The sequence below is a fragment of the Streptomyces misionensis genome (genome assembly GCF_007896895.1).
Classification (GTDB): Bacteria; Actinomycetota; Actinomycetes; order Streptomycetales; family Streptomycetaceae; genus Streptomyces; species Streptomyces misionensis_A.
Genome location: NZ_VOGW01000188.1, coordinates 79,016 through 92,429 on the forward strand (window position 1 = coordinate 79,016; position 13,414 = coordinate 92,429).

Below are 13,414 nucleotides of genomic sequence, written 5' to 3' on the forward strand. Positions count from 1 at the left end.
GATGGCCATGCCGTTGCGCCAGTCCATCAAGGTCGCTACATACCTGGCTGAACAGAAGCTCCGCAAGCGGGACAAGTTTCCGCTCATTGTCGAGCTGGAACCGCTCTTCGCCTGCAACCTGAAGTGCGAGGGCTGCGGCAAGATCCAGCACCCCGCCGGCGTGCTCAAGCAGCGCATGCCGGTCGCCCAGGCGGTGGGCGCGGTGCTGGAATCGGGTGCGCCGATGGTCTCCATCGCCGGTGGCGAACCCTTGATGCACCCTCAGATCGATGAGATCGTGCGGCAGTTGGTGGCCAAGCGGAAGTACGTCTTCCTGTGCACCAACGCCATGCTGCTGCGCAAGAAGATGGACAAGTTCAAGCCCTCGCCGTACTTCGCCTTCGCGGTGCACATCGACGGGCTGCGCGAGCGGCACGACGAGTCCGTGGCGAAGGAGGGCGTGTTCGACGAGGCCGTGGCCGCCATCAAGGAGGCCAAGCGGCGCGGCTTCCGGGTGACCACCAACTCCACCTTCTTCAACACCGACACCCCGCAGACCGTCGTGGAGGTGCTCGACTACCTCAACGACGACCTCAAGGTGGACGAGATGATGATCTCGCCCGCCTACGCCTACGAGAAGGCCCCGGACCAGGAGCACTTCCTCGGGGTCGAGCAGACCCGCGAGCTGTTCAAGAAGGCGTTCTCGGGTGGCAACCGCAGGAAGTGGCGGCTCAACCACTCCCCGCTCTTCCTGGACTTCCTGGAGGGCAAGGTCGACTTCCCGTGCACCGCGTGGGCGATCCCGAACTACTCGCTCTTCGGCTGGCAGCGCCCCTGCTACCTGATGAGCGACGGGTACGTGCCGACCTACCGCGAACTGGTCGAGGACACCGACTGGGACAAGTACGGCCGCGGCAAGGACCCGCGCTGCGCCAACTGCATGGCGCACTGCGGCTACGAGCCCACGGCCGTGCTCGCCACCATGGGCTCCCTGAAGGAGTCGCTGCGGGCCATGCGCGAGACGGTCTCCGGAAACCGGGAGTGACCCGGTGACCGCCGTTCCCTTGGGAGTCCCCGAGGTACCGGCCCGGCCCCTGGCCCCGCGGCGGCAGTCGCGGCAGATCCAGGTCGGGCCGGTGGCGGTCGGGGGCGGAGCCCCGGTGTCGGTGCAGTCGATGACGACGACCCGTACGTCCGACGTCGGCGCCACCCTCCAGCAGATCGCCGAGCTGACCGCGTCCGGCTGCCAGATCGTCCGCGTCGCCTGCCCCACCCAGGACGACGCGGACGCCCTGGCGGTCATCGCGCGCAAGTCGCAGATCCCGGTGATCGCGGACATCCACTTCCAGCCGAAGTACGTGTTCGCCGCCATCGAGGCCGGCTGCGCCGCGGTCCGCGTCAACCCCGGCAACATCAAGAAGTTCGACGACCAGGTCAAGGAGATCGCCCAGGCCGCCAAGGACCACGGCACCCCGATCCGTATCGGTGTGAACGCGGGCTCCCTGGACAAGCGACTGCTCCGGAAGTACGGCAAGGCCACGCCGGAGGCGCTGGTCGAGTCGGCGCTGTGGGAGGCGTCCCTCTTCGAGGAGCACGACTTCCGCGACATCAAGATCTCCGTCAAGCACAACGACCCGGTCGTGATGATCGAGGCCTACCGCCGGCTCGCCGAGCAGTGCGACTACCCCCTTCACCTCGGTGTCACCGAGGCCGGCCCCGCCTTCCAGGGCACCATCAAGTCGGCTGTGGCGTTCGGGGCGTTGCTCGCGGAGGGCATCGGCGACACCATCCGCGTCTCGCTGAGCGCGCCCCCGGTGGAGGAGGTCAAGGTCGGCATCCAGATCCTGGAGTCCCTGAACCTGCGCCGGCGCGGCCTGGAGATCGTCTCCTGCCCGTCCTGCGGCCGGGCCCAGGTGGACGTCTACCGGCTCGCCGACGAGGTCACGGCCGGTCTGGACGGTCTCGACGTGCCGCTGCGGGTGGCGGTGATGGGCTGTGTGGTCAATGGACCCGGCGAGGCCCGTGAAGCAGACCTGGGAGTTGCCTCAGGCAACGGAAAGGGCCAGATTTTCGTCAAGGGCGAGGTCGTCAGGACCGTGCCCGAGTCCAAGATCGTCGAGACCCTGATCGAGGAGGCACAGCGGCTCGCCGAGCAGATGAAGTGAGGCCACGCACAAGCACGGAGCAAGAGGGGGCCACGAACGTGACGATTCTGGAGACGATCCGGCAACCGCGGGACCTGAGGGCGCTGTCCGGGGAGGAACTCGGCGTACTGGCCGAGGAGATACGCGAGTTCCTGGTGCACGCGGTGGCACGGACCGGCGGTCATCTCGGGCCCAACCTGGGGGTGGTGGAACTCACCATCGCGCTGCACCGGGTGTTCGAGTCGCCGGTCGACCGGATCCTGTGGGACACCGGCCACCAGACCTATGTCCACAAACTTCTGACGGGACGTCAGGACTTCTCCAAGCTGCGCGGCAAGGGCGGCCTCTCCGGCTACCCCTCGCGCGAGGAGTCCGAGCACGACGTCATCGAGAGCAGCCACGCCTCCGCCGCGCTCGGCTGGGCCGACGGCCTCGCCAAGGCCCGCCAGGTGAAGGGGGAGCGGGGCCATGTGGTCGCGGTCGTCGGCGACGGCGCGCTGACCGGCGGCATGGCCTGGGAGGCGCTGAACAACATCGCGGACGCCCCGGACCGCCCGCTGATCATCGTCGTCAACGACAACGCGCGCTCCTACGCGCCCACCATCGGCGGGCTCGCCGACCACCTGGCCACCCTGCGCACCACCGACGGCTACGAGAAGGTGCTGGCCTGGGGCAAGGAGATGCTCCAGCGGACCCCGGTCGTCGGGGGCACCCTCTACGAGTCCCTGCACGGCGCGAAGAAGGGCTTCAAGGACGCCTTCGCCCCCCAGGGCCTCTTCGAGGACCTGGGCCTGAAGTACGTCGGCCCGGTCGACGGGCACGACATCGGGGCCGTCGAGTCCGCGCTGCGCCGCGCCAAACGCTTCCACGGCCCCGTGCTGGTGCACTGCCTGACCGAGAAGGGCCGCGGCTACGAGCCCGCGCTCGCCGACGAGTTGGACCGCTTCCACGCCATCGGCGTGATGGACCCGCTGACCTGCGAGCCGCTCGGCACCCCCGGCGGGACGTCCTGGACCTCGGTGTTCGGCGAGGAGATCGTCCGGCTCGGCGAGGAGCGGGAGGACCTGGTCGCGATCACCGCCGCCATGCTGCACCCGGTCGGCCTCGGCGCCTTCGCCGAGCGCTTCCCGGACCGGGTGTGGGACGTGGGCATCGCCGAACAGCACGCGGTGGCCTCCGCCGCCGGGCTGGCCACCGCCGGGCTGCACCCCGTCGTGGCCCTCTACGCCACCTTCCTCAACCGAGCCTTCGACCAGCTGCTGATGGACGTCGCCCTGCACCGCTGCGGGGTCACCTTCGTGCTCGACCGGGCCGGCGTCACCGGGCCCGACGGCGCCTCCCACAACGGCATGTGGGACATGTCGATCCTCCAGGTGGTGCCGGGCCTGCGGATCGCCGCGCCGCGGGACGCCACCCAGCTGCGCGCCCAGTTGCGCGAGGCGGTCGCGGTGGACGACGCGCCCACCGTGCTGCGCTTCCCCAAGGAGTCCGTCGGCCCGGACCTCCCGGCCCTCGACCGGGTCGGCGACATGGACGTGCTGCACCGCGGCGAGCGGCCTAAGGTGCTGCTGGTCGCCGTCGGTGTGATGGCGCAGGTGTGCCTCGGGGCCGCGGAACTCCTCGCGTCGGGCGGCACGGCGAGCACGGTGGTCGACCCGAGGTGGGTCAAGCCCGTCGACCCCGAACTTCCCCGACTCGCCGCCGAGCACCGCCTGGTGGCCGTGGTGGAGGACAACAGCCGCGCCTCCGGCGTCGGCTCGGCCGTGGCACAGGCCCTCGCGGATGCCGGAGTGGACGTGCCGGTACGGCAGTTCGGCATCCCGGACCAGTTCCTGGCGCACGCCAAGCGCAGCGAGGTACTGGCCGACATCGGCCTCACCCCGGTGGAGATCGCCGGACGCATTTCAGCGAGCCTGGCCGTCAAGGACATCGACGGCACCGTCAAGGAGAGTGAATGACCACGGAGTTCGACCTCGGCGCCCTGCTCGCCGAGCGCGGAGCCGAGCGGTACGAGCTGCACAGCCGGTACCTCAACCCGCAGCTGCCGCGCATGCTGCACACCATCGGCTTCGACAAGGTCTACGAGCGCGCCGAGGGCGCCCACTTCTTCGACGCCGAGGGCAACGACTACCTGGACATGCTCGCCGGGTTCGGGGTGATGGGCCTCGGCCGGCACCACCCGGTGGTCCGCAAGGCCCTGCACGACGTCCTCGACCTGGACCTCGCCGACCTCACCCGGTTCGACTGCCAGCCGCTGCCCGGACTGCTCGCCGAGCGGCTGCTCGCCCACACCCCGCACCTGGACCGGGTGTTCTTCGGCAACAGCGGCACCGAGGCGGTCGAGACGGCCCTGAAGTTCGCCCGCTACGCCACCGGCAGGCCGCGCGTCCTGTACTGCGAGCACGCCTTCCACGGGCTGACCACCGGCTCGCTGTCCGTCAACGGCGAGACGGGCTTCCGTGACGGCTTCGCCCCGCTGCTGCCCGACACCGCCGTGCCCCTCGGCGATCTCGACGCCCTCGCGCGGGAGTTGAAGAAGGGCGACGTGGCCGCGCTGATCGTGGAGCCGATCCAGGGCAAGGGCGTGCACGAGGCCCCGCCCGGCTATCTGCGCGCGGCGCAGGAGCTGTTGCACAAGCACAAGGCGCTGCTCATCGCGGACGAGGTGCAGACCGGTCTCGGCCGTACCGGCGACTTCTACGCCTACCAGCACGAGGACGGCGTGGAGCCGGACCTGGTGTGCGTCGCCAAGGCGCTCTCCGGCGGCTATGTGCCGGTCGGTGCCACCCTCGGCAAGGACTGGATCTTCAAGAAGGTCTACTCCTCCATGGACCGCGTCCTGGTCCACTCGGCGAGCTTCGGCTCCAACGCGCAGGCGATGGCGTGCGGGCTCGCCGTGCTGTCGGTGATGGAGCGCGAGCAGATCGTCGCCAACGTGCGCACCACGGGCGAGCTGCTCAAGTCCCGGCTCACCGAACTGATCGACAAGTACGAGCTGCTCGCCGACGTCCGCGGCCGGGGCCTGATGATCGGCATCGAGTTCGGCAGGCCGTCCTCCCTGAAGCTGCGCAGCCGCTGGGCCATGCTCCAGGCCGCCCGCAAGGGCCTGTTCGCGCAGATGGTCGTCGTGCCGTTGCTCCAGCGGCACCGGATCCTCACCCAGGTCTCCGGCGACCACCTCGAAGTGATCAAGCTGATCCCGCCGCTGGTCCTGGACGAGGCCGACGTGGACCGGTTCGTCGACGCCTTCACCGCCGTCATGGACGACGCCCACAGCGGCGGTGGCCTGATGTGGGACTTCGGCAAGACCTTGATCAAGCAGGCCGTCGCCAACCGCTGACCGCTCGGCCGCAGCCCGGCGGAAGCAGGAAGAAGGGGAGGAACCCGGCCGCTCCGAGAGGGTTTCCGGTGGCGGCCGGCCGGCCCCCTGAGTCTTTTGCCTCCTAGGCAAAAAATTTGCCCCGCAGGCAAGAACGGGGCTGAATAGAGGCATGAACGCCTCAGATGCCGCGTCGTCGGCGGCGGGCCAGGGCGATGAGCTGCCCGCCGTCGCGCCGCAACTGCGCGCACTGCGCCGTCGAGCCGGTCTCACCCTGGAGGCCGCGGCCCGGGACGCCGGACTCTCGCCGGCGCATCTGTCCCGGCTGGAGACCGGGCAGCGACAGCCCTCGCTGCCGATGCTGCTCGCGCTCGCCCGCATCTACGGTACGACGGTCTCCGAACTTCTCGGCGAGCGGGTCGCCGACCAGAACGCGATCGTCCGGGCCGCCGACATGGACCCGACGCGTGCCGCCGGCTGGACCTACTTCCAGGCCGGAGCCCCCGGCCGCGGCATGCAGGCCCTGCGGGTGCACGCACCGTACGGCACGCAGGGCGACATCGTGCGCGTCCACCCCGGCGAGGAATGGCTCTATGTCCTCAAGGGGCGGCTGCGGCTGCGCCTCGGCGACGCCACGCACCTGCTCGCCCCCGGCGACAGCGCCCACTTCGACTCGCTCACCCCGCACCGCCTCGCCGCCGAGGACCCGGACGGCGTGGAGCTGCTGTTCGTCCACACCCTGCTGCAGAGCCCCACGACCGCCTTGTGCCTGGGGCACCTGAACGGAGAGCTGCCATGAGCGATCTCGAGACCAAGTTCCCCCGGTCCCTGTGGATCCGGCTGATCATCTACATCGCCCTCGGGCACGTCCTGGCCGCGTTCCTCTACCTGCTCTTCGCGGTCGGGGGCAAGGGCTGACGCCACTCGTCCGGACCCTGAGGAACTCCGGGCGCGCGTCAGTCGACCAGGCGCGCCCGCAGCCGCTCCCGGGTCTGAGGGGAGAGCCGCAGGCCCCGCTCCAGATAGGCGTCCACGCCGCCCCAGGTCTCCTCGATGCTGTCGAAGGCGGCCGAGAGGTACTCGGCGCGGGCGTCGAAGAGCGGGCTGAGAAGCTCCATCACCTCGGGCGTGTACGCGGTCTCGGCGCTGCCGCTGCGGCGGACCCGGTAACGCCGGTGCTTGGCGTTGGACTCCAGGTAGTCGGCCACGATCGCGTCGCGCTCCACGCCCACGGCGAGCAGCGTCACCGCTATGGAGACGCCCGCGCGGTCCTTGCCGGCCGCGCAGTGCAGCAGCGCGGGCACGCTGTCCTCGGCGATCGCGTGCAGCACCCGGGAGTGCTCGCCGGTGCGCTCCTTGACGATCGACCGGTACGAAGCCACCATCCGGGCCACGCCCTTGCCGTCGTCCAGGATCGCCCGCAGCTGGTCGAGGTCGCCGTCGCGGACCATCTTCCAGAACTCCGCCCCGTCCGCCGGGTCGCTCAGCGGCAGGTTCACATGGCGCACGCCGGGCAGCGCGATGTCCGGGCCGTCCAGCTTCTGGTCGGCCGCGTTGCGGAAGTCGAAGATCGTGTGCAGGCCCAGCGAGGAGAGGAAGACCGCGTCCTCGGCGGTGGCGTGCGCCAGGTGCCCGCTGCGGAAGAGCACGCCCTGCCGCACCCGGCGTCCGTCCACGGTCGGCAGCCCGCCGACGTCACGGAAGTTGCGCACACCGGCCAGCTCGGGCTCGGTCGACGGGACCTGCTGCGTCACGGGGGCTCCTCCCGGTCGGTCCCCGCCGTCACGGCTCGCGGCGGGCGCTGCGACGACCATACGGCATTGATTTCCCGGGGCAATGAGTTGTCCACAGGGCATTGCCGGGCGGGACGGACGGGTCCATGATGCGCGTACTTGTCCGGTTCCGTTGGCGACGGTGAGGTCTTGATGGCGGACATCGCGGAAGACGGCCGCACCTGGCTGCTGTCGGGCCCCACCAGCGGCTACGCCCTGCACCTCACCGCCGCCCACGAACTGGTGCACCTGCACTGGGGGCCGCGGATCACCCTCGCGGACGCCGAGGCCCTCGCCGCGCGCCCGCTGCCCGGATACCGGCCCTTCGAGTCCCCGCTCGACGGCCGCGAGGAGTACCCGGTCGAGGGCGGACCGCGCTTCGTGCGCCCGGCCCTGTCCGTGCGCACCGCCGCGCGGCGCGGCACCGAGTGGCGCTTCGTGTCGTACGACACCCCGGGCGAGGAGGACGGGGACGAGCTGAGGCTGCGGTTCGCGGACGACGGGCTCGCGATCACCCTGCACTACCGGATGCGCGGCGACGTCGTGGAACGCCGGGTCACCCTGGACAACGAGGGGCCGGAGCCGGTGGAGCTGCTGCGCGCCGACGCGGCCACCTGGACGCTGCCCGACCGCGAGGGCTGGCGGCTCTCCCGGCTGCACGGCCGCTGGGCCGCCGAGTCCCGGCTCACCACCGCCCCCCTCACCTACGGCGAGTACGTCATCGGCAGCCGCCGCGGCCACACCGGCCACCAGCACCTGCCCTGGGTCGCGCTCGACACCGACGCGACCGAGGAACACGGCGAGGTCTACGGCTGCGCGCTCGGCTGGTCCGGCTCCTGGCGCATCACCGTCGCCCAACTCCCCGACGCCCGCGTGCAGATCACCGGCGGCGCCGGACACGACGACTCGGGCCTGCTGCCGCTCGCGCCGGGGGAGTCGTACACCACCCCGGTCTTCGCGGGGCTGTACAGCGACGGCGGCTTCGGCGGGGCGAGCCGCGCCTGGCACGCCTACCAGCGGGCGCACGTGGTACCGGACGCCGGGCGGGACCGGCCGGTGCTCTTCAACTCCTGGGAGGCGACGACCTTCGGCATCTGCGAGGAACAGCAGTCCGCCCTGGCCCGCCGGGCCGCCGCGATCGGCGTGGAACTCTTCGTGGTGGACGACGGCTGGTTCGGCGCCCGCACCAGCGACCGCGCCGGGCTCGGCGACTGGACCCCCAACCCCGACCGCTTCCCGAACGGCCTCGCGCCCCTCGCCGAACAGGTGCACGACCTCGGCATGGGGTTCGGCATCTGGGTCGAACCCGAGATGGTCAACCCGGACAGCGAGCTGTACCGGGCGCACCCCGACTGGGTCCAGTACCAACCGGGCCGCACCCGGACGCAGTTCCGCAACCAACTGGTCCTCAACCTCGCCCGCGAGGACGTCCGGGAGTACGTGGCCGAGCGGCTCGACGCGCTGCTCTCCAGCGCCCCGATCGACTTCGTGAAATGGGACTTCAACCGCTGCTTCACCGACGCCGGCTGGCCCGGGGAGCCGTATCCGCAGCGGCTGTGGACGGACCACGTCCACGCCTTCTACGGCCTGCTCGACCGGCTGCGCGCCGCCCATCCCGGCGTCGCCTTCGAGTCCTGCTCGGGCGGCGGCGGACGGATCGACCTCGGGGTGCTGGGCCGCACCGACCAGGTGTGGACCTCCGACAACACCGACCCGCTGGACCGGCTCGCCATCCAGCACGGCTTCAGTCAGATCCATCCCGCCCGGGTGATGGCCGCCTGGGTCACCGACAGCCCCAACACCCAGCTCAACGGGCGGGTCAGCAGCCTGGGATTCCGGTTCGTCAGCGCCATGGCGGGCGTCCTCGGTATCGGCGGCGACCTCGGCCGGTGGACCGAGGAGGAACTGGCCGAGGCCCGGCGGTGGGTGGCGCTGTACAAGGAGATCCGCCCGCTGGTCCAGCGCGGCGACCTGTACCGGCTGCGGCCCCCCACCGGCGGACTCGGCGCGGTGCAGTACCTCCTGGGGGACGAGACCGTGGTCCTCGCGTGGCTCCAGGCGCAGCGCTACGGCGAACCCGCGCCGGCGCTGCGGCTGCGCGGCCTCGATGCGACGGCGTCGTACGCGTGCCCGGAGACCGGGGAGGTGCACCGGGGCGCGGTGCTGCTGCACCACGGGCTGCGCACCGGCCTGACCGGCGACCTGGACGCGACGGTGCTGAGACTGCGGCGTATCTGAGCGGCAACAGCCCTGGCGGCAGGCGTATTCCTGGATCGCGGACTTTTTCGGAGTGGCTCATGTCACCGTTCGTCAACCCCTGCCTACGGTCGCGTAAGTCACATCCGAAGGTGAATCATGGTCCGACGTGGCAGACGATTCGAAGAGTGACAACAGATCAGTGATCGGGTCGTACGTGGCGGTGGGGGACAGCTTCACCGAGGGCGTCGGCGACCCCGGCCCCGACGGGTCGTTCGTGGGCTGGGCCGACCGCTTCGCGGTCCTGCTCGCCGACCGGCGGGCCGAGGGCGACTTCCGGTACACCAACCTCGCCGTGCGCGGGAAGCTGCTGGACCAGATCGTCGCCGACCAGGTCCCGCAGGCCGTCGAACTCGCCCCGGACCTGGTCTCCTTCTGCGCGGGCGGCAACGACATCATCCGTCCCGGCACCGACCCGGACGAGGTGGCCGAGCGCTTCGAGCGGGCCGTGGCCCAGCTGGCCGGCGCCGCGGGCACGGTCATGGTGACGACCGGTTTCGACACCCGCGGCGTCCCCCTGCTCAAGCACCTGCGCGGCAAGATCGCCACGTACAACGGACACGTCCGGGCCATCGCCGACCGGTACGGCTGCCCCGTGCTCGACCTGTGGTCGCTGAAGTCCGTGCAGGACCGCAGGGCATGGGACAGCGACCGGCTGCACCTCTCGCCCGAGGGGCACACCCGTGTCGCGCTGCGCGCCGGCCAGGTGCTCGGCCTGGAGATCCCCGCCGACCCGGAGCAGCCGTGGCCGCCGCTGCCGTCCCGGGGCACCCTGGAGGTCCGCCGCGACGACGTCCACTGGGCCCGCGAGCACCTCGTCCCCTGGATCGGCCGCCGGCTGCGCGGCGAGTCCTCCGGCGACCACGTGACGGCGAAGGGCACCCTGTCCCCGGCCGACATCAGGATGCGTATCGCCGCCGTGGCGTGAGCGCGCCCGGAACCGCCCCGCCCCGGGTTCCTCGCGGCGGGGCACGGGTGTCGTTCCGAGGCGTGTGGTCAACTTCCGTCGGTTCACGCCGAGTTCGTGTGCCGACACGTCGCCGGCCCGCTTCCGCGGACCGGCACGCACCGGGTCCGGACACGAGGACGGCCGCACCGTGAGGGGTTCCGGCAGTGTCCGGGGCCCCGTGCAGGCCGTGCCCGCAGCGGTCCCCGCGGGGGCTGTCGGACGGGCCGACCATAATGGAGGACCCACCACTCCACCGGGAGGTACCGTGACCGGTCAGCGTTTCTCGGCCCCAGGGCTCCGTGTGCCGCGCCCGGCGGCCTTCGGCGCGGACCCGGGCGGTGAGCGCTTGGCCCGTATCCGCCGCTCGCCGCACTTCAAGGACGGCGTCTTCCAGAATCCCGGCGGCACCGCGCGCACCCGGCCCTCCGGCTCCGCGCTGGACTTCGCGAAGGTCTTCTTCGACAAGGAGACCCGGCCGCTGCGGGCCCCCGGAGGCACCGTCCCGGTGCACCCCACGACCTTCGCCGACCTGGCCAAGCCGTCGGCCGGCGGGCTGCGCCTGACCTGGATGGGCCACTCCAGCGTGCTCGCCGAGATCGACGGCCACCGGGTGCTGTTCGACCCGGTGTGGGGCGAGCGGTGCTCCCCGTTCCCCTTCGCCGGCCCCAAGCGGCTGCACCCCGTGCCGCTGCCGCTGGCCGCACTCGGCGAGGTGGACGTGGTGGTGATCTCGCACGACCACTACGACCACCTCGACCTGCCCACCATCAAGGCGCTGGCCGGCACCGACACCCTCTTCGCCGTGCCGCTCGGCGTCGGCGCGCACCTCGAACACTGGGGTGTCTCCCCGGACCGGCTGCGCGAGCTGGACTGGCACGAGTCCACCCGTGTCGGCGGGCTCACCCTCACCGCCACCCCGGCCCGCCACTTCTGCGGCCGCGCCCTGCGCAACACCCAGCACACCCTGTGGGCGTCCTGGGCCGTCGCGGGCGAGGAACACCGGATCTACCACAGCGGCGACACCGGCTACTTCGAGGGGTTCAAGGACATCGGCGCCGCCCACGGCCCGTTCGACGCCACCATGATCCAGATCGGCGCGTACAGCGAGTTCTGGCCCGACATCCACATGCGCCCCGACGAGGGCATGCGCGCCCATCTGGACCTCCAGGGCGGCGCCCCGCACGGCGTCCTCCTCCCCATCCACTGGGGCACCTTCAACCTCGCCCCGCACCCGTGGGCGGAGCCGGGGGAGTGGACCAAGGAGGCGGCCGAGGAGATCGGCCAGGCGGTGGCCCTGCCCCGGCCGGGCGAGCCCTTCGAGCCCGACGGCAAGCTGCCGGCCGAGGCCTGGTGGCGGGGCGTGTCCGGGGAGGTCCGCCGGACCTGGGGCCCGGCCGGCGCGCTCGTCGCCGAGCCGCCCAAGCGCGGCTGAGGGCGAGCGGAGCAAAGGCCAAGAGGAATACTCTCGGTGACATTCGTGAGGGGGAGGGCGTGTCCGGCCGCCCGGCGCGAGGCGGGGCGACTGCCGTGACCCGGGCGGGAGGAGAGGTCCGGCCCGGACGGAGGCCTTCCGGGCCCTCACCGGTCCCTTCCGACCGCTTTTGATCGGACTTTATCGATCCTTTTCGACCCGGCTGAGCTGCGTCCGGCCGGGTCGTCGGTCTTTCGTACGGGCCCTCATACCAGAGCGGGACGCTCCGCGGGTGACTTTGTCAACTGCCCACCGCACATGAGGTGCGGACAACTACGGTGAGTATCCGAACCAAGCCCGACGGACCCGTACGAGGACGCAGATGTCTCACCTCCGCGCACCGGCCCCCCGCGCCGACCGCCGGGAGGGCGGCCGGCACGGGCGACCGGTCGCCCGACCCGCTCCCGCACCGCCCGAGACGCACATACGGCCGCAGCTCATGCGGCTCGCCGTGCTGCCGCCGCTCGCGGTCGCCCTCGGCGCCACCGCCGCCGTCCTGTTCACCGTCCGCACCACCGGCGCACGCACCGGACCCGTCCTGTGGGCCGTGCTCGGCGGCGCGGTCACCGTGGCCGTCGCCGGCGTCCTGGTCGCCGCCGTGGCCGCCGACCGCGCCGCCCGTTCCGTCGCCGGCCGCCTCGGCACACTGCGCCGCACCGCCGCCCGCCGCGAGGCCGACCTGCGCGAACTCGTCGACGCCCTGCGCCAGGGCCAGGCCCCGCCGCCGCCCGCACCGCACCGCGGGCCGCCCGCGGCTGCCGACGGCTTCGACCTGCTCGCCGCCGACCTGGCCCGCGCGCACGACGCCGCCGTCACCGCCGTCGTGAGCGCCGCCCGGCTCTCCAGCCACGCGGGCAACGAGCAGAAACTGGAAGTCTTCGTCAACCTCGCGCGCCGTCTCCAGTCCCTCGTGCACCGCGAGATCTCCCTCCTGGACGAGCTGGAACACGAGATCGAGGACCCCGAGCTGCTCAAGGGCCTCTTCCACGTGGACCACCTGGCCACCCGCATCCGGCGGCACGCCGAGAACCTCGCCGTGCTCGGCGGCGCCGTCTCCCGGCGCCAGTGGAGCAACCCGGTGCACATGACCGAGGTGCTGCGCTCCGCCATCGCCGAGGTCGAGCAGTACTCCCGGGTCAAGCTGGTCCCCCCGATCGACGGCGAACTGCGCGGCCACGCCGTCGCCGACGTCATCCACCTGCTCGCCGAACTCATCGAGAACGCCACGGTGTTCTCCGCCCCGCAGACCCAGGTGCTGCTGCGCGTGGGCCGCGTCACCTCCGGGCTCGCCGTCGAGGTCGAGGACCGCGGGCTCGGCATGCCCGTCGACGCGCAGGACCGCATGAACGCCCTGCTCGCCGACCCCGACCAGGTCAACGTCGCCAGCCTGCTGGCCGACGGCCGCATCGGCCTCTACGTCGTCTCCCAGCTGGCCCGCCGGCACGGCATCGGCGTACGGCTGCAAGGCAACATCTACGGCGGGGTCCAGGCCGTCCTCGTCGTACCCGGGGCGCTGCTCGGCGC

At 71.7% G+C, this 13,414-nt stretch carries 11 protein-coding genes; 10 read left to right on the forward strand and 1 reads right to left on the reverse strand.

The features are described 5' to 3' along the window. Position 1: 1 nt before the first annotated feature. The 6 genes from hpnH (at position 2) to FRZ03_RS34055 (ending at position 6,360) form a co-directional block, all read left to right on the forward strand. Complete coding sequence (gene hpnH, locus FRZ03_RS34030) at positions 2-1,024, forward strand: adenosyl-hopene transferase HpnH (RefSeq protein WP_146468920.1); 1,023 nt, start codon at positions 2-4, stop codon at positions 1,022-1,024. A 4-nt stretch (positions 1,025-1,028) separates the two neighbouring features. Continuing rightward, positions 1,029-2,144, forward strand: a complete 1,116-nt coding sequence (gene ispG / locus FRZ03_RS34035) for a flavodoxin-dependent (E)-4-hydroxy-3-methylbut-2-enyl-diphosphate synthase (RefSeq protein ID WP_146468921.1) — start codon at positions 1,029-1,031, stop codon at positions 2,142-2,144. Positions 2,145-2,182: 38 nt separating this feature from the next. Continuing rightward, positions 2,183-4,081 carry a 1-deoxy-D-xylulose-5-phosphate synthase gene (dxs, locus tag FRZ03_RS34040; protein ID WP_146468922.1) on the forward strand — a complete coding sequence of 633 codons (1,899 nt, stop codon included), beginning with the start codon at positions 2,183-2,185 and terminating at the stop codon, positions 4,079-4,081. Next, the gene (locus tag FRZ03_RS34045) at positions 4,078-5,463 is read left to right on the forward strand and encodes an aspartate aminotransferase family protein (RefSeq protein ID WP_146468923.1); all 1,386 of its coding nucleotides are present in this window, start codon (positions 4,078-4,080) and stop codon (positions 5,461-5,463) included. The genes dxs and FRZ03_RS34045 overlap by 4 nt, the downstream gene beginning before the upstream one ends. Positions 5,464-5,614: 151 nt before the next feature. Continuing rightward, positions 5,615-6,241 carry a helix-turn-helix domain-containing protein gene (locus tag FRZ03_RS34050; RefSeq protein ID WP_146468924.1) on the forward strand — a complete coding sequence of 209 codons (627 nt, stop codon included), beginning with the start codon at positions 5,615-5,617 and terminating at the stop codon, positions 6,239-6,241. After that, positions 6,238-6,360, forward strand: coding sequence for a DUF6126 family protein (locus FRZ03_RS34055; protein ID WP_070029575.1), 123 nt, complete (start codon positions 6,238-6,240; stop codon positions 6,358-6,360). Before FRZ03_RS34050 ends, FRZ03_RS34055 begins: the two co-directional genes overlap by 4 nt. A gap of 38 nt (positions 6,361-6,398) precedes the next feature. Here FRZ03_RS34055 and FRZ03_RS34060 read toward each other — a convergent pair whose 3' ends face one another. Further along, positions 6,399-7,196, reverse strand: coding sequence for a tyrosine-protein phosphatase (locus tag FRZ03_RS34060; protein WP_186785775.1), 798 nt, complete (start codon positions 7,194-7,196; stop codon positions 6,399-6,401). 171 nt (positions 7,197-7,367) lie between these two features. Between FRZ03_RS34060 and FRZ03_RS34065 the strand changes: the two genes are divergently transcribed. The 4 genes from FRZ03_RS34065 to FRZ03_RS39590 form a co-directional block, all read left to right on the forward strand. After that, a complete protein-coding gene (locus tag FRZ03_RS34065) occupies positions 7,368-9,452 on the forward strand; it encodes an alpha-galactosidase (RefSeq protein WP_146468926.1) in 2,085 nt (694 codons plus the stop codon). A 160-nt stretch (positions 9,453-9,612) separates the two neighbouring features. Further along, positions 9,613-10,398, forward strand: coding sequence for an SGNH/GDSL hydrolase family protein (locus FRZ03_RS34070; RefSeq protein ID WP_146468961.1), 786 nt, complete (start codon positions 9,613-9,615; stop codon positions 10,396-10,398). 286 nt (positions 10,399-10,684) lie between these two features. Then, on the forward strand, positions 10,685-11,851 hold the full coding sequence (locus FRZ03_RS34075; RefSeq protein ID WP_186785776.1) for an MBL fold metallo-hydrolase: 1,167 nt from the start codon (positions 10,685-10,687) through the stop codon (positions 11,849-11,851). Between the two features lie 361 nt (positions 11,852-12,212). Continuing rightward, a partial coding sequence (locus tag FRZ03_RS39590; protein WP_186785777.1) for a sensor histidine kinase occupies positions 12,213-13,414 on the forward strand: 1,202 nt, incomplete at its 3' end.

Bases quoted from the DNA above. Each gene is read 5' to 3' on its own strand.
- hpnH (WP_146468920.1), top strand. From the start codon at position 2: ATGGCCATGCCGTTGCGCCAGTCCATCAAGGTCGCTACATACCTGGCT.
- FRZ03_RS34045 (WP_146468923.1), top strand. From the start codon at position 4,078: ATGACCACGGAGTTCGACCTCGGCGCCCTGCTCGCCGAGCGCGGAGCC.
- FRZ03_RS34050 (WP_146468924.1), top strand. From the start codon at position 5,615: ATGAACGCCTCAGATGCCGCGTCGTCGGCGGCGGGCCAGGGCGATGAG.
- FRZ03_RS34055 (WP_070029575.1), top strand. From the start codon at position 6,238: ATGAGCGATCTCGAGACCAAGTTCCCCCGGTCCCTGTGGATCCGGCTG.
- FRZ03_RS34065 (WP_146468926.1), top strand. From the start codon at position 7,368: ATGGCGGACATCGCGGAAGACGGCCGCACCTGGCTGCTGTCGGGCCCC.